We start from the raw sequence: 15,154 nt of genomic DNA, 5'->3' as shown, positions 1-15,154 counted from the left end.
ACAGACATGGCTCATATTCCTCAAATCAGGATTCCCGCGACCTACATGCGCGGCGGCACCAGCAAGGGTGTGTTCTTCCGGCTGCAGGATCTGCCGGACGCCGCGCAGACGCCGGGCGCCGCGCGCGACGCGCTGCTGCTGCGCGTGATCGGCAGCCCCGATCCGTACGGCAAGCAGATCGACGGGATGGGCGGCGCGACGTCGTCCACCAGCAAGACGGTGATCGTGTCGAAGAGCACGCGGCCGGGGCACGACGTCGACTACCTGTTCGGTCAGGTCGCGATCGACCGCGCGTTCGTCGACTGGACCGGCAACTGCGGCAACCTGTCGGCGGCGGTCGGCCCGTTCGCGATCAGCGGCGGGCTGGTGGATCCGGCGCGCGTGCCGCGCGATGGCGTCGCGACCGTGCGGATCTGGCAGGCGAACATCGGCAAGACGATCATCGCCCATGTGCCGATCACGAACGGCGCGGTGCAGGAGACGGGCGACTTCGAGTTGGACGGCGTCACGTTCCCGGCCGCCGAGGTGCAGCTCGAATTCATGGATCCGGCCGCGGAGGAAGAAGGCGCGGGCGGCTCGATGTTCCCGACCGGCAACCTCGTCGACGATCTCGCCGTGCCGGGCATCGGCACGCTGAAGGCGACGATGATCAACGCAGGCATCCCGACGATCTTCGTCGACGCGGAAGCGATCGGCTACACGGGCACGGAGCTGCAGGACGCGATCAACGGCGACCCGAAGGCGCTCGAGAAGTTCGAGACGATCCGCGCGCATGGTGCGCTGCGCATGGGCCTGATCGACACGCTCGACGAAATCGCGACGCGGCAGCACACGCCGAAGATCGCGTTCGTGGCGAAGCCGGCCGATTACGTCGCGTCGAGCGGCAAGCGCGTGAACGCGGGCGACGTCGACCTGCTGGTGCGCGCGATGTCGATGGGCAAGCTGCATCACGCGATGATGGGCACGGCGGCGGTTGCGATCGGCACGGCCGCGGCGATCCCCGGCACGCTCGTCAATCTCGCGGCGGGCGGCGGCGAACGCCACGCGGTGCGCTTCGGCCATCCGTCGGGCACGCTGCGCGTCGGCGCGGAAGCGCGGCGCGAGAACGGCGAGTGGACCGTCACGAAGGCGATCATGAGCCGCAGCGCGCGCGTGTTGATGGAAGGGTGGGTGCGGGTGCCGGGGGATGCGTTCTGAGCGTGGTCGTCGGGATCGGCGCGGATGCGGGCGGCTTCGGCCGCCCGCATTGTTTTGGTCAGCCGTGCAGGAACCGGCGCAGCGCGTCGTGGCTCAGGCGGCGCGCCGTTTCCGACACTCGCGCGCCGGGCACGAGGTCGAATCCGTGGACGCCGCCGGGCAGCACGTGCAGTTCGGTCGGCACGCCTGCGCGCAGCAGGCGCTGCGCGTAGTCGAGATTTTCGTCGAGGAACAGGTCGAGCGAGCCGACCGACAGGAACGTGGGCGGCAGGCCGTCGAGCCGCGTGGCGCGCGCGGCCGCCGCGTACGGCGACACGCCGTCGATGCCCGGGGCGTGACCGAGCAGCGCGGTCCAGCCGAACCGGTTGTTGGCCGCATGCCAGATGAATTCTCCGGCATGCGGATGCGGCGGGCGCGTGCAGGTGCGATCGTCGAGCATCGGATAGATCAGGTGCTGGAACGCGAGCGGGAATTCGCCGCGGTCGCGGGCCAGCAGCGCCAGCGCGGCGGCCAGCCCGCCGCCCGCGCTTTCGCCCGCCACGCCGATCCGCGCGGCGTCGATGCCGAGGGTATCGGCGTGACGGAACACCCATGCGAGCGCCGCGTAGCAGTCTTCGATCGCACCGGGAAACACCGTTTCCGGCGCGAGGCGATAGTCGATCGAGATCAGCGCGCAGCCGAGGTGTGTGACGAGCAACCGGTGCACCGCTTCGAGCTCCTTCGCCGCGCCGCGCACGAAGCCTCCGCCGTGCAGGTGGACGATCGCTGGTAGCGGGCGCGCGTGGCCGTCGGGCAGATAGACGAGGACCGGGACGTCCGGCGCGCCGGACGGGCCGGGCACCGTGCGGCGTTCGAGCGTGCTGCCGGTCGGGTCGGGCGGCGGCAGCGGCAGCACGCGCTGGCGCGACTGCGCGAGGTTGTCGGCATCGAGCGTGACGGTCGGCCAGGTCTCGAGCAGCGGGCGGATTTCAGGATCGACGAGATGCAGGGTGTTCAACGCAGGGCTCCATCGTGGAAGTGGGCGGCGCGCCGCGGTCAGAGCACGCTGCGCGCGACGACCCAACGGTGCACCTCGGTCGGGCCTTCGAAGATGCGCATCAGCCGCGCTTCGCTGGCCATCTGCTGCAACGGCATTTCCTTCGTCATGCCCATCGCGCCGAGCGTCTGCATCGCATGATCGATCACGGTCCACGCCATTTCGGTCGCGAACACCTTGACCATCGAGATCTGCGTGCGGGCATCCTGCCCGGCATCCACGCGCGCGGCCGCTTCGTAGGTCATCAGGCGGCATGCGTGGATCTGCGTGAGCGCGTCGGCGACCCACCACTGGACCGCCTGACGCTCCGCGAGCGGCACGCCGAAGGTCGTGCGCTGTTTCGCATGGTCGCACAGCAGCGCGACCGCGCGCTCGGCGCGGCCGATGCACCACGCGGCCATCTCCAGCCGCCGGTTCGCGAGCCGGGCCTGCATCGGCGTGAAGCCGGCGCCTTCCGGGCCAAGCAGTTGCGCGGCGGGAATGCGGCAGTCTTCCAGCACGATTTCGTAGGTCGACAGCCCGCCGATCATCGGAATCCGGCGTTCGATGATGAAACCCGGCGTGTCGCGATCGACGATGAACGCCGACATGCCGCCGCGCTTGCCCTTGCTGCGATCGGTCAGCGCCATCACGATCGTCCAGTCGGCATCGGCCGCGTGGCTGATCCAGATCTTCCGGCCGTTCAGCACCCAGCCGTCGCCGTCGTGCACGGCGGTCGTCGACAGCGCGCCCGGGTCGGAGCCGGCGCCCGGCTCGGAGATCGCCATCGCGGCACGCGTGGCGCCGCGTGCGTACGGGTCGAGATAGCGCGCGCGCTGCGCATCGTCGGCCGCATCGCACAGCATCCGCAGGTTCGGCGAGTCGGGCGGCAGGATGTACGGGGTGACGGTCGTGCCGATCGCCTCGTTCACGCCGACCATCGCGACGGCCGGCAGATCCGAGCCGCCCACGTCGAGCGGCGCGTCGAGTCCCCACAGGCCGAGTTGCCGGGAGCGCTCGTCGAGGTGCGCACGTTCGTCGACGAGCAGCCCGAAGCGCTGGCCGTCGGCCTCGCGCGCCATCACCGCCGCTTCGAGCGGAATCAGTTCGTCCTTCACGAAACGCGCGACGAGATCCCGGATCATCCGGTGTTCGAGTTCGAGTTCGAAATTCATGTGGGTAGGTGCGTACAGGAGAGGAAGAAGCCGTGCCGTCAGCCGGCGTTCGCGCGCGCCGCCGCGCGGGCGCGCAGCGTCCCGAGCAACGCGAGCGCGCCGGCCGCCAGCAGCGCGGCATTGAAATAGAGGCCGCCGCGCATCGATCCGGTGGCCGTGTTGAGCACGCCCATCAGGAACGGGCTCGCGAATCCGCCGATCGCGCCGGTCATCGTGATCGCCGCGATCGCGACCGCCATCGAGCGCTTCGGCAGCGCGAGCCCCGGCAGCACCCAGAACGCGGGCAGCGCCGCGGCGTGCGTGGCGACCGCGATGCACAGCGCGATCATCAGATGCGACGTGCCGGCGCTGCTCGCGAGACCAGCGAGCGCCGCCGCGCACGCGAGCATCGCGACGGCGCCGTGCTTGCGCCATTCGCGCCGGCGCTCGGTGCGCCAGCCCATCGCGAGCATGCCGACGATGCCGCACAGGTACGGCAGCGCGGATATCAGCCCGATCTGCATCGCGCCATGCAAGCCGCCGCGATGCAGGATCACGGGCATCCAGAACACCAGCGCGTAGCCGGCGGCCGCGATCGCGAAATTGGCCGCGCACAGCAGCCAGAAATCGCGGTGCGCGAGCAACGACCGCGCCGCGTTCGCGGCCGGCGTATCGGCTTCGGCCTGCGCATGCGCGGCGCGCAGCGTGGCCTTGTCTGCGTCCGACAGCCAGCGTGCGTCATCCGGCCGGTCGTCGAGAAAGCGTAGCGCGACGAGGCCGAGCGCGCTGCTCGGCAGCCCTTCGACGACGAACAGCCATTGCCAGCCGCTCAGGCCGCCCAAGCGGTCGAAGTACGACAGGATCGCGCCCGACACGGGGCCGGCGATCAACCCTGCGAGATACAGCGCGGTCATGAACAGCGCGAACGCCTTGGCGCGCTGCCGTGGCGGATACCACGCGCCGAGATAGAACAGGATGCCGGGGAAGAAGCCGGCCTCGAACACGCCCAGCAGGAAGCGGCACGCGTAGAACTGCGCGGGCGTCGTGACGAACATCGTCGCGGCCGAGCCGAGGCCCCACAGCACCATGATCCGGGCAATCGTCCGCCGCGCGCCGATCCGCGCGAGCCACGCGTTGCTCGGAATCTCGAACGCCATGTAGCCGATGAAGAAGATGCCCGCACCGAGCCCGTAGACGGCGTCGGAGAAGTGCAGCTCGGCGGCCATCTGCGCGTGTGCGAAGCCGATGTTGATCCGGTCGATGAACGACAGCGTGTAGCAGAGGATCAGGAACGGCAGCAGCCGGCGCGAGATCCGGCGATACAGCGCCTGCGTCGCGCCGTCGTCGTCGACGGCCGGGTGGGTCGAAAGGGTCGGGGTCATGGGCACTCCGTCAGAAGCGGTGAACGATGCCGAGCGCGAACACTTGCTCGGTGCCGCCTGCTTGCGGCTGCAGGCCGGCGACGACGGTATTGCGGGCGTCGCCGCCGTTCTTCATGTAGAGATAGCGGGCGTAGAGCGAAGTCCGCTTCGACAGCGGATGGTCGTAGCCGACGCCGAGCGCAGTCGCGTCGTTTGCCGAACCCTTCACGTCGCGGCGCACCACCGACACGAGCACGCGATCGAGCGCGCCGACGTTGATCGACGCACCGACGCTCGCGGTCGAGAACGCGGGCAGGCGCGCCGCCGTGCCGACGCCGTACAGGAACGCGGCGTACAGCTTGACCCGCGCGAATGCGTAGTTGGTCGCGAACACGTAGTGGCGGGTCGTCGACGGCGCGACGACGGGTGCCAGGTTGCCGGCCGACGTATCGCCCTGGAAGCCGGCGCCGACATAGAGGCCGCCGATCCGGTACTGCAGCCCGGCGCCGTAGTTGCGTCCAGCCTGTGTCGACAGCGCGTTCGGCGTCGGAAAGCCGTACGTGGCCATCACGCGCAGGCCGTTCCAGTCGGGGCTCAGGTACGACGCCGCCTGGTTGAAGCGCGGAATCGGTGGCGTCGTGTTGTTCGTGATCGTGTCCGTCGACGTCGCGAGCAGCGCGAGCGGCGACAGCCGCTCGTTGAGTCCGAACGGATCGCCGTCGTACACGACGTAGAACGCGGGCGTGTATTGCCGGCCGAGCCGCAGGTCGCCGTAGCGCGCGTTCTGCAGCGACACGTATGCCTGCCGGTAGAACAGCGTGCCGCCCTGGAACGATCCGTCGGCCGGCGAGAAGCCGCTTTCCAGCACGAATTTCGTCGACGTGCCGCCGCCGAGATCCTCGACGCCCGTCAGGCCGAAGCGGCTCGTCGACGCGCCGCCGCCGCTTTGCCGCATGCTCGACAAACTGCCGACGCGATCGAATTCGACGTAGCTGTCGACGATCCCGTACAGCGTGACCGACGACGCGTGCGCCGGCGTGGCGCACAGCACGCACGCGCTGACCAGGAATGCTTTTCGTTGCATGAAGGTGTCTCCGTCCATGTTTTATTGGCGCGCCCGCGTTCTGGGAGCGGTGCGCGCGGGTGTCGCGGTGCGGTGCCGGGCTCAGCGCCCCTTGAACACCGGCTTGCGCTTCTCGAGAAACGCGCGGGCGCCCTCGATCCGGTCCTCGCTCGCGTAGACGTCGGGGCCGACGTCCAGCCGCAGCGCGGCGGCCACCGGCAGCCCCTGGCTGCGGGTCGCGGTTTCCTTGATGCGGCGGATCGTGAGCGGTGCGTTCGCGGCGATCGTCTGCGCCAGCTCGCGCACGGTGTCGTCGAGCGCGGCGCCCGGCACGACGCGGTTCAGCAGGCCGACGCGTTGCGCTTCGTCTGCGTCGAAGCGGCGGCCCGTGAACAGCAGCTCCATCGCGATCGCGTGCGGCAACATGCGCGGCAGCAGCACGCTAGCGAAGTTCGCGCCCATGCCGACCCGCGCTTCGGGCAACGCGAAGGTCGCGTTATCGGCGGCGATCCGCAGGTCGCACGCGAGCGCGATTTCGCAGCCGCCGCCGATTGCATGGCCGTTGACGGCCGCGATGGTCGGCTTGCGCAGTTCCAGGATCAGCTCGTGGACGTTGCGCGCGAGTCCGCGCATCGGCTGCATCCCGCGGATCTCGGGGTCGCCGAGATCGACGCCCGCGCTGAACGCGCGTTCGCCCGCGCCGCGGATCACGATGACGCGAATCGACGGGTTGTCGTCGAGCGTGACGAGTTCGTTGCACAGGCGCCGGATCGCGTCGGCGGACAGCGCATTGGCGACGTGCGGGCGATTCATCGTCAGCCACGCGACGCCGTCGGCGTCGTCGCGCAGGATCGACGGCGCATCGTCGTCCGTCGGTGAAGAAAAGCGCGGGGCGGTCATGACGCGCTCCCGGCCACGTCTGCCCGCGTGTCGGGCAGCACGCCCGCCTGCCGCAGCGCGTCGCGGCGCGCCGCGTCGATCCCGAATGCGTCGAGCACGGCGTCTGTGTCGGCGGCGAACGGCTGGGGCGGCCGGCGGATCGCGCCGGGCGTGCGGGACAGCTTGGCGGGGATGCCCGCGCCGATGTACGTGTCGGTGTCGACGAACATCGCGTTGCGCGCCGCCTGCGGATGGCCGAACGCATCGGCCACGGTGTTCACCGGCCCCGTCGCGACGCCGGCGTGCATCAGCCGCTCGACGACGTCGTCCGCCTGCAGTTCGGCGGTCAGCTGGCCGAGCAGCGAGTCGAGCGCATCGCGATGCGCGACGCGCTGTGCATTGGTCGCGAAGCGCGGATCGCGCGCCAGCTCGGGCACGCCCAGCGCGTCGACGAGCCGCGCGAACGTGCGGTTGTTGCCGGCGCCGGTCGCGACCGGCTTGTCCTTGCACGGATAGACGCCGTACGGCGCAATCGCGCCGTATACGTTGCCGGTCGCGACGGGCACGTCGCCGGTTGCCATCCAGCTCGTGCTGACCGGATGCAGCATCGACAGCGCGGTGCTGAACAAATCGATGTCGACGTGCTGCCCGAGGCCGGAGCGTGTCCGCTCGACGAGCGCGATCAGAATGGTGGAGACGGCGCTCAGGCCGGCCGCGTAATCGACGACCGGAAACGGCACCTTGAGCGGCATGCCGCCCGGTTCGCCGTTGATCGACATGAAGCCGGCGAGACCCTGCGCGACCGCGTCGTAGCCCGGAAACCGCGCAAGCGGGCCGTCGGTGCCGTAGCCGGAAATCGAGCAGTGGACGAGGCGCGGAAAGCGCGCGCGCAGGCAGTCTTCGTAGCCGATGCCCCAGCGTTCGAGCGTGCCCTGCTTGAAGTTGTCGATCAGCACGTCGGCCGTTTCGAGCACGCGGAACAGCACGTCGCGTCCGTCGGGATGCGACAGGTCGAGCGCGAGATTGCGCTTGTTGCGGTTGAGCCCCCAGTAGTAGCTGGAGATGCCGTTCGGCATCGCGGGGCCCCAGTCGCGCGTTTCGTCGCCCTGCGGCGGTTCGATCTTGATGACGTCGGCGCCGTGGTCCGCGAGCGTCTGCGCGCAGAACGGCCCCGCATAGACGCGGCTCAGGTCCACCACGCGCACCCCTGCGAGTGCGCCTTCGTTGCTGCTGGTCATGACGATGTCTCCTTCGATGTGGGTTCGACGGGCCGGCAGGCCGGCCTGTGCCGGCCGCACGGCCGCGATGCGTCGCGGGTTCAGCCGCGCGCGGCGAACAGCGCGGTGACGGCCGCGCGATGGTCGGGACTGGCGTGCGCGAACGCCTGGTACGACGCCGACAGGTCGAGCAGCGTGTCGAGGCTTGCGTGGCGGCCTTCGCGCAGCAGCCGCTTGGTCAGGCGTAGTGCGGTGCCCGAGTGATGCGCGATGCGGCCGGCCAGTTCGTGCGCATGCGCGAGGAGGTCGCCATCGGGCACGACGCGCGACACGAGTCCGCAGCGCAGCGCGGCCTGCGCGTCCAGCGCATCGCCGGTGAACGACATTTCCGCGGCGACCGCGGCGCCGACGATCCGCGGCAGGAACCACGCACCGCCGTCGCCCGGCACGAGACCGAGCGCGATGAAGCTCTCCGCGAAGCGCGCACGCTCGGCGGCGATGCGGATGTCGCACATGCACGCGAGATCGGTGCCGGCGCCGATGGCCGGACCGTTGACCGCTGCGATGGCCGGCACTTCGAGGTGCTCGAACGCATGCGCGAGCCGCTGGATGCCGCGGCGATAGCTGGTGCGGATCGCAGCAGGGTCGTGCGGGCCCGCTTCCACGAACGCGCGCATCGCCTTTACGTTGCCGCCCGACGAGAACGTCGTGCCGGCGCCGGTCAGGATCAGCACGCGGATCGATTCGTCACGGTTTGCTTCGTCGCAGCATTCGGTCAGCGCGTCGATCGCATCGGTGTCCGAAATTGCGTTGCGGGTGTCCGGGCGGTTCATCGTGACGGTCAGGATCGCGCCCTGCCGTTCACGGATCAAAAAGGCTGCCATGTTGTCTCCGTGTGTTCTGTGCCGCGGGACTTCACGCCGCGGGCCGAAGCCTAGTATCGTCACGACGGTTGGCGGCGGGAAATTCCGTTCCACATACGTGGAAGGCCCGTGCCGGTCGCTGCGGAGAGGGCGGGATGAGCGGAAACGTGGTCAAGAGCGCGGCGCGCGTGTTCGAGGTGCTGGAACTCTTCAGCACCTTGCAGCGGCCGCTGAGCGTGCGCGAGATCGCGACGCGCTGCGGGTATCCGGGGTCGAGCGCGGCGGCGCTGCTGACCAGCATGAAGACGCTCGGCTATCTCGCCTACGACGATGCAACCCATGCGTATGCGCCCACCGCGCGGCTCGTCAATCTCGGCGAAGCGCTGGTCGATTCGGCGGCCGGCAGCCGGCGGCACTGGCATGCGGTCGCGAAGCGGCTGGCGGCGCGCACGCACGAGGCGGTCGTGATCGCGGTGCAGAGCGACCTGTACGTGCAGTACATCGACGCGGTCGAGGGCTCGCATTCGATTCCGGTGCAGTTCTATGCGCCGATCGGCACGCGTCGCGAGATCTGCATGTCGGGCCTTGGCTGGGCGCTGCTGAGCATCCAGCCCGACAGCACGATTCGCCGGCTCGTGTCACGCAGCATCCGCCGGATCGGGAAGTCGGGCAGGACGATCGACGAGGACGTCGTGCTCGACAAGGTCGAACAGACCCGCCGGCTCGGCTATTCGTATTCGGCGCACACCGTGACGCAGGGCGCCGCGATGATCTCGATGGTGATCGCGGATGGCTGGAACGGGCTGCCGCTGGCGATGGGCGTGGCCGGGCCGGTCGAGCGGATCGACCCGCATCGGGACGCGATCGTGCGCGCGATGCAGGCGGCGCTGGCCGAGCGGGCGTAGGGCCCGCGCAAGCCCGTTATCGGTGTGAACAGGCGCTGGTCGCGCGAAGCTGGCGGGCGCAGGCATTCGCATAGAATCGGAAAGCTTCGCCGCCCCTGTTCCGACTGCATTTCAGCGAGGTCACCATGTCATTGAACGCGCCGCTTGCCGGCATCCACATCGTCGAATTCGAAGGGCTCGGCCCCGGCCCGCTCGCGGGCTGGATGCTCGCCGGCATGGGCGCGCGCATCACGCTGATCGCGCGCCCGTCCGGCCGAACCAGCGCGCCGGACGCGCTGCGGGCTCGCGACGGCGATCTGCTGCGCGAAGGCAAGACGATCGTCGAACTCGACCTGAAGGCGCCGGCCGGGCGTGACGCCGCGCTCGATCTGATCGCGCAAGCCGATGCGCTGATCGAGGGCTTGCGGCCCGGCGTGATGGAGCGGCTCGGCCTCGGGCCCGACGTTTGCGCGCGCCGCAATCCCAAGTTGGTCTACGGGCGCATGACCGGCTGGGGCCAGGATGGACCGCTGGCAGCCGCGGCCGGGCACGACCTGAACTACGTCGCGCTGACCGGGTTGCTGTCGCTGTCCGCGCCGCGTGACGGTCGGCCCGGCGTGCCGCCGACGGTCGTCGGCGATGCGGGCGGCGCGCTCGGGCTCGCGTTCGGCATCGTCTGCGCATTGCTCGACGTGCGCGGCGGCGGGCCGGGGCGGGTGGTCGACGGCGCGATCGTCGACATCGTGTCGATGCTCGGTTCGCTCGCGCTGTGGGCGCGCGCGAACGGCCAGCTCGACGGCGCGCAGCCGAGCCTGTTCCACGACGCGCCGTTCTACGACGTGTATCGCTGCGCGGACGGCGAATGCGTGACGATCGGCGCGCTCGAGCCGCCGTTCTATGCGCTGCTGGTCGAACGGCTCGGGCTGACCGACGTCGATCCCGCGTCGCAGTACGACCGGGTGCGCTGGCCCGCGCTGAAGGCGCGTTTCGCGGACGTGTTCGCGCGGCAGCCGTCCGCGCACTGGCGCGCGCTGCTCGAAGGCACCGATGCGTGTTTCGCGCCGGTGCTGAGCGTGGCCGACGCGGCCGTGCACCCGCACAACGCGGCGCGCGGGATCTATCGGACGGATGAGCACGGGAACGTGCGGGCGCGGGTGGCGCCGCGGTTTTTGCCGCTGGTGGGGGACGACGCGGCCTAGCGGCGCGACTTGGGCGCCAGGCGGCCGCGATATTGGGCGCCGGCCGTCAGGCCGTTCTCACGCCGTTTCCACCGGCGCATCCGGCATCTTGCCGTCGCCGACGCGGTTGATCGTGCCTTGCGCGATCGCGACGAGCCGCTCGTGATCGCCGTCGATGACGAACACATGGCACTGGCAGGTCGCCTGGTGCCGGCCCGCGTAGACGAGCTTCGCGCGGGCGACGAGCGTGCCGTTCACGGCCGGCCGCAGATAGTTGATCTTGTATTCGGCGGTGATCACGCGCGGGCCGAGCACGAGCGCGCCGGCGAACGTCAGCGCGTTGTCCGCGAGATAGCTGATGACGCCGCCGTGCACGAAACCGTGCTGCTGCCGCAATTCCTCGCGCACGGGCAGGCACAGCGACACTTCGTTGTCGCCGATGTGCATCAGCTCCGTGCCCAGCAGCATGCTGAACGGCTGCGCGCGCAATGCGCCGCGCGCGTGGTCCGTGATGTCGGTCATCGAACTTTCCTTCGAAATGCGTGCCCGCTTGCGCTGAACTCTAGGAAGGGGGCTCCGGATAAGCAAGGAAATTCGTCCGCGTTTCGTGCAAATCCCGGCGCGATGCAACGCGATTATTGCGTCGAATACACAAGATCTCCGCGTTTGCGGGCGATTCGACGCGAATGCGCGAGCGAAGCGCGCACTTGACCTGCGTTGCCGCTGATTCCGCCTAAAGTCCGACGAAGAAATGCCGCTAATGCCGGGGCATCGCCTCATCGTCCGCTCTCCAGGAATCCCCCATGTTCGGAAAAATCAAGCTCGCGTCGGGTCTGCTCGGCGTGTTGACCGTGTTCTGTCTCTTCCTGTTCGCGATCGAAGCGCTCGGCTTCTGGGCGCTCACGTCGACGCGCAGCGGCGTCGACGATCTGTCGAATGTCGCGATCGCGCAGGTCGACGCGGCCAGCCGGGCGACCGAGCAACTGCTCGACGCGCGCATCAACCTGTCGCGTGCCGGCACGCGGATGGTGCGCGGCGGGCCGAAGCCCGAAGACATCATCCGCCATGCGGGCGCGTCGCTCGCGCAAGCGGACAAGGCGTTCGCCGTACTGACGGCCGCGCAGGCGGTCGACGACACCAACCGCGCGCGCGTCGCGGCGCTCACCGAGCGCTATCGCGCGCTGCGCGGCGCGCTGGGCGAACTCGTGCAGTTCCTCGACGCCGACAACATCCAGGCGTTCCTCGACCAGCCGACCCAGGGCTTCCAGGACGCGTACATCGCCGAGCTGCATCGCTTCACCGACTATGGCGGCACGTCGAGCCGCGCGGCGCTCGACACCATCGACGGCGGCATGCTGTGGTTCAAGTCGGTCGGCATCGTGCTGCTGGTGGCGATGCTCGCGGCGAGCGCGGCGATCTACGCGGCCGCGCGGCGCGCGGTCGTCGCGCCGCTGGAGCAGGCCGGCCGCCATTTCGAGCGGATCGCGCAAGGCCGTCTCGACGAAGCCGTGCAGGCGGGCGGCGTGTTCGAGATCGACCGGATGCTGCGCGGCCTCGCCGCGATGCAGACGAGCATCGCGGGCACCGTGCGCACGGTGCGCCAGGCGTCCGACGCGATTCACCTCGGCGCGGGCGAGATCGCGGGCGGCAACGCCGACCTGTCGGCGCGCACGGGCACACAGGCCGCGTCGCTCGAGGAAACCGCCGCGAGCATGGAGGAACTGACCGCGACGGTCCGGCAGAACACCGACAGCGCCCGCGCGGCGAGCGCGCTGGCCGACGCGGCGCTCGAAGCGACGAGCCACGGCGGCGGCGTGGTCGACAGCGTGATCGACCGGATGCGCGGCATCGCGCAGAGTTCGGGGCGGATCGCGGAGATCATCTCGGTGATCGACGGCATCGCGTTCCAGACCAACATCCTCGCGCTGAACGCGGCGGTCGAGGCCGCGCGGGCCGGCGAACAGGGGCGCGGCTTCGCGGTGGTCGCGGGCGAAGTGCGTTCGCTCGCGCAGCGCAGCGCGCAATCGGCGAAGGAGATCAAGGCGTTGATCGAGGATTCGGTCGCGCAGATCAACGGCGGCGCGGCGCTCGTCGAGCGCGCCGGCGACGCGATGCGCACGGTGTCGGCGTCGATCACGCGGGTCGTGCAGACGATGTCGGAAATCACCGCGGCGTCGGTCGAGCAGAGCGTCGGGATCGAGCAGGTGAACCAGGCCGTCACGCAGATGGACCAGCTCACGCAGCAGAACGCGGCGCTGGTCGAGGAAGTCGCGGCGGCCGCCGCGTCGCTGAACGACCAGACCGCGCACCTGATGCAGGCGGTGTCGGTGTTCGAACTGGGCGACGGGCGCGCCGCGCATGGCGAGCGCGCGGCGCCGTCGTTCGCCGCGGCGGGTTACGCGCCGGTCGGCAGCGCCGCGTAGGCGGTCGCGAGGTGGTAGGGCGTCGTCGACGGCATGTCGGCGCGCGACACCTGCCCGTCCGCCGTCTTGCACTCGAACCAGCCGCGCGGATGCAGGAAGCGCGCGGCGAACCGCTCGATCTGCCGCGCGAGCGGCGCGGAGGCCGGCGTGCCGCCGTGCGTCGCCAGCGCGCGCAGGTATTCGGTCTGCGCCCAGATCCGCTGCGTGCCGTCGATGCATGCGCCGTGCGCGTCGAGCGCCGCGCACACGCCGCCCGTCTGCGGATCGACGCCGTACTGCTCGGCGAACGCGAACGCGCGCGACAGCGCGGCGGGCAGCCCGGTCCGCGCGAGCCGCGCACCGGCCGCATCCACCAGATAGAACCACTCGAACTGATGGCCGGGCTCGAAACGGTTGTCGGCCGCGCCGAGCGGCAGCTCGGCCACGCAGCCGGTCGCCGCATCGACGAACGTGCGCTCGACGGCCTGCGCGGTGCGCGCGAGCGCATCGTCGAACGCGGTATCGCCGAACGCATCGGCGGCCGCGAGCCACGCTTCGGTCAGATGCATCAGCGGATTCTGCAGCGCGCCGCTGCCGGACGACGAGAAATCGGCGTGGCGCGCGGCATCGAGCAGCGCGTCGCCGGGGCGCGGCGCGAAGCGGTCCTGGATCAGCGCGGCGGTTGCTTCGGCCACCGTGCGCGCGGCGGCGTCGCCCGACGCCGCATGCCACGCGGCACATGCGAACACGATGAACGCATGCGTATAGAGATCCTTGGTCGTGTCGAGCGGCGCGCCCTGCGCGTCGACGCTGTAGATCCAGCCGCCGTGGCGCGGGTCGCGAAAGTGCCGGCACAGCGCGTCGAACAGCGTGGCCGCGTGCGCGGTGTCGCCGGCCTGCGCGAACACGAACAGTTGCCTTGCGCACGCCATTGCGCGATAACGGGTCACGGGCAGCGGCGCATGGGTGGCCGGATCGACGGCCTCGAACGGCAGTTGCAATGCTGGGTCGAACCCTGAACCCCGCCAGATCGGCAAGACGACGTGCGCGAAATGGTGGCGCAGCTGGGCGGCCTGGGCGGAAGCGGAGTCGGAAACGGACATGGCGGGGTTGAGCGCTTGGATCGAAACGTGTCGGCGCGGCCCGGAGAATCGGCGCGGCCGGGGCCAAGGATAAAACATTCCGCGCGGCCGGCACCAAAAAAAGGAGAGAAATAGGATGCTCAGCAACCTGGAACTCGTGATGCGGCTCGTTCTCGCGGCGGCGCTCGGCAGCGTCATCGGCTTCGAGCGCGAGCGCCTGTCGTGGGCGGCCGGCCTGCGCACGCACATGCTGGTGTGCGTCGGCTCGACCCTGATCATGATCGTGTCGGCGTTCGGTTTCGCCGACGTGCTCGGCACCAGCGACCACGTCGTGCTCGATCCGTCGCGGATCGCCGCGCAGGTCGTGTCGGGCATCGGTTTCCTCGGCGCGGGCTCGATCCTGCTGCGCGGCGAGATCGTGCGCGGGCTGACGACGGCCGCGAGCCTGTGGTCGGTCGCCGCGATCGGCCTGGCGGTGGGCGGCGGGCTCTATGTCGCGTCCATTTCGGCGACCATCATCATCCTGATCATCCTGGCCGGCATCAAGCCGCTGGAGCGGCGCTATTTCACGGTGCGCCAGCGGCGCCAGCTCGCGTTGACGGTGGCCGGCGGCACGCTGACGTTCGATTCGCTGCACGCGGCGCTCGGTCCCGACAGCGCGCGGGTGAAGCAGTTCATCGTGCAGCGCGCGGACGACACGGGCGAGCAGGACGAGGTGCGCATCGCGCTGGCGCGGGTGTCGGAACTCGAATACAAGGCGATCTGCGACAAGCTGCGCGCGCTGCCGGGCGTCACGCGTTTCGACGGCGGGAACGGGCTGTCGGGCGACGAATAGCGTGAATCGGTTGCGGGGCGTGCG

General features: G+C 70.0%; 14 protein-coding genes. 5 read left to right on the top strand and 9 right to left on the bottom strand.

All coding sequences use genetic code 11. The features are described 5' to 3' along the window. Positions 1–6: 6 nt before the first annotated feature. A complete protein-coding gene (gene prpF / locus MMB92_RS27945; protein WP_058902414.1) occupies positions 7–1,197 on the top strand; it encodes a 2-methylaconitate cis-trans isomerase PrpF in 1,191 nt (396 codons plus the stop codon). 58 nt (positions 1,198–1,255) lie between these two features. Here prpF and MMB92_RS27940 read toward each other — a convergent pair whose 3' ends face one another. From MMB92_RS27940 to MMB92_RS27910, 7 genes are all read right to left on the bottom strand, one after another. Next, the gene (locus MMB92_RS27940) at positions 1,256–2,194 is read right to left on the bottom strand and encodes an alpha/beta hydrolase (protein ID WP_006481650.1); all 939 of its coding nucleotides are present in this window, start codon (positions 2,192–2,194) and stop codon (positions 1,256–1,258) included. 38 nt (positions 2,195–2,232) lie between these two features. After that, on the bottom strand, positions 2,233–3,387 hold the full coding sequence (locus MMB92_RS27935; protein ID WP_006481666.1) for an acyl-CoA dehydrogenase: 1,155 nt from the start codon (positions 3,385–3,387) through the stop codon (positions 2,233–2,235). A gap of 38 nt (positions 3,388–3,425) precedes the next feature. After that, complete coding sequence (locus MMB92_RS27930) at positions 3,426–4,748, bottom strand: MFS transporter (RefSeq protein WP_006481669.1); 1,323 nt, start codon at positions 4,746–4,748, stop codon at positions 3,426–3,428. A 10-nt stretch (positions 4,749–4,758) separates the two neighbouring features. Continuing rightward, positions 4,759–5,811, bottom strand: a complete 1,053-nt coding sequence (locus tag MMB92_RS27925; protein WP_277563077.1) for a porin — start codon at positions 5,809–5,811, stop codon at positions 4,759–4,761. An 81-nt stretch (positions 5,812–5,892) separates the two neighbouring features. Beyond that, positions 5,893–6,690 carry an enoyl-CoA hydratase-related protein gene (locus tag MMB92_RS27920; protein ID WP_006481661.1) on the bottom strand — a complete coding sequence of 266 codons (798 nt, stop codon included), beginning with the start codon at positions 6,688–6,690 and terminating at the stop codon, positions 5,893–5,895. Further along, complete coding sequence (locus tag MMB92_RS27915; protein ID WP_006481673.1) at positions 6,687–7,907, bottom strand: CoA transferase; 1,221 nt, start codon at positions 7,905–7,907, stop codon at positions 6,687–6,689. The genes MMB92_RS27920 and MMB92_RS27915 overlap by 4 nt, the downstream gene beginning before the upstream one ends. A gap of 80 nt (positions 7,908–7,987) precedes the next feature. Beyond that, positions 7,988–8,770: a crotonase/enoyl-CoA hydratase family protein gene (locus tag MMB92_RS27910; RefSeq protein WP_006481671.1), complete on the bottom strand. Its 783-nt coding sequence runs from the start codon at positions 8,768–8,770 to the stop codon at positions 7,988–7,990. A 134-nt stretch (positions 8,771–8,904) separates the two neighbouring features. On the opposite strand from MMB92_RS27910, the gene MMB92_RS27905 reads away from it, so the two are divergent. Both MMB92_RS27905 and MMB92_RS27900 read left to right on the top strand, forming a co-directional pair. Further along, entirely contained in the window at positions 8,905–9,654 is a 750-nt protein-coding gene (locus tag MMB92_RS27905; protein ID WP_048987749.1) for a helix-turn-helix domain-containing protein, read from the top strand. A 125-nt stretch (positions 9,655–9,779) separates the two neighbouring features. Continuing rightward, positions 9,780–10,832: a CaiB/BaiF CoA-transferase family protein gene (locus MMB92_RS27900; RefSeq protein WP_277563076.1), complete on the top strand. Its 1,053-nt coding sequence runs from the start codon at positions 9,780–9,782 to the stop codon at positions 10,830–10,832. A 57-nt stretch (positions 10,833–10,889) separates the two neighbouring features. On the opposite strand, the gene MMB92_RS27895 is transcribed toward MMB92_RS27900, so the two are convergent. Then, positions 10,890–11,333 (bottom strand): PaaI family thioesterase, encoded by a 444-nt coding sequence (locus MMB92_RS27895; protein ID WP_006480333.1) that lies wholly within the window; start codon positions 11,331–11,333, stop codon positions 10,890–10,892. Between the two features lie 281 nt (positions 11,334–11,614). On the opposite strand from MMB92_RS27895, the gene MMB92_RS27890 reads away from it, so the two are divergent. Continuing rightward, a complete protein-coding gene (locus tag MMB92_RS27890; RefSeq protein ID WP_060211041.1) occupies positions 11,615–13,234 on the top strand; it encodes a methyl-accepting chemotaxis protein in 1,620 nt (539 codons plus the stop codon). Here MMB92_RS27890 and MMB92_RS27885 read toward each other — a convergent pair. After that, entirely contained in the window at positions 13,207–14,316 is a 1,110-nt protein-coding gene (locus tag MMB92_RS27885; protein WP_012493609.1) for an AGE family epimerase/isomerase, read from the bottom strand. The genes MMB92_RS27890 and MMB92_RS27885 overlap by 28 nt on opposite strands. 115 nt (positions 14,317–14,431) lie before the next feature. Between MMB92_RS27885 and MMB92_RS27880 the strand changes: the two genes are divergently transcribed. Then, on the top strand, positions 14,432–15,130 hold the full coding sequence (locus tag MMB92_RS27880) for an MgtC/SapB family protein (protein WP_006481660.1): 699 nt from the start codon (positions 14,432–14,434) through the stop codon (positions 15,128–15,130). The last annotated feature ends 24 nt before the right edge of the window (positions 15,131–15,154 follow it).

This window comes from Burkholderia sp. IO2, from assembly GCF_029522185.1.
GTDB lineage: Bacteria > Pseudomonadota > Gammaproteobacteria > Burkholderiales > Burkholderiaceae > Burkholderia > Burkholderia cenocepacia.
The sequence above is the reverse complement of the archived record's forward strand: the minus strand, read 5'-3'. Positions and strand labels throughout refer to the sequence as shown.

What these genes read in the sequence shown, in the direction of transcription:
- MMB92_RS27925 (WP_277563077.1), bottom strand. Translation starts at nt 5,811, where the DNA reads ATGCAACGAAAAGCATTCCTGGTCAGCGCGTGCGTGCTGTGCGCCACG.
- MMB92_RS27885 (WP_012493609.1), bottom strand. Translation starts at nt 14,316, where the DNA reads ATGTCCGTTTCCGACTCCGCTTCCGCCCAGGCCGCCCAGCTGCGCCAC.
- MMB92_RS27935 (WP_006481666.1), bottom strand. Translation starts at nt 3,387, where the DNA reads ATGAATTTCGAACTCGAACTCGAACACCGGATGATCCGGGATCTCGTC.
- prpF (WP_058902414.1), top strand. Translation starts at nt 7, where the DNA reads ATGGCTCATATTCCTCAAATCAGGATTCCCGCGACCTACATGCGCGGC.
- MMB92_RS27880 (WP_006481660.1), top strand. Translation starts at nt 14,432, where the DNA reads ATGCTCAGCAACCTGGAACTCGTGATGCGGCTCGTTCTCGCGGCGGCG.
- MMB92_RS27930 (WP_006481669.1), bottom strand. Translation starts at nt 4,748, where the DNA reads ATGACCCCGACCCTTTCGACCCACCCGGCCGTCGACGACGACGGCGCG.
- MMB92_RS27910 (WP_006481671.1), bottom strand. Translation starts at nt 8,770, where the DNA reads ATGGCAGCCTTTTTGATCCGTGAACGGCAGGGCGCGATCCTGACCGTC.
- MMB92_RS27900 (WP_277563076.1), top strand. Translation starts at nt 9,780, where the DNA reads ATGTCATTGAACGCGCCGCTTGCCGGCATCCACATCGTCGAATTCGAA.
- MMB92_RS27895 (WP_006480333.1), bottom strand. Translation starts at nt 11,333, where the DNA reads ATGACCGACATCACGGACCACGCGCGCGGCGCATTGCGCGCGCAGCCG.
- MMB92_RS27920 (WP_006481661.1), bottom strand. Translation starts at nt 6,690, where the DNA reads ATGACCGCCCCGCGCTTTTCTTCACCGACGGACGACGATGCGCCGTCG.
- MMB92_RS27905 (WP_048987749.1), top strand. Translation starts at nt 8,905, where the DNA reads ATGAGCGGAAACGTGGTCAAGAGCGCGGCGCGCGTGTTCGAGGTGCTG.
- MMB92_RS27890 (WP_060211041.1), top strand. Translation starts at nt 11,615, where the DNA reads ATGTTCGGAAAAATCAAGCTCGCGTCGGGTCTGCTCGGCGTGTTGACC.
- MMB92_RS27915 (WP_006481673.1), bottom strand. Translation starts at nt 7,907, where the DNA reads ATGACCAGCAGCAACGAAGGCGCACTCGCAGGGGTGCGCGTGGTGGAC.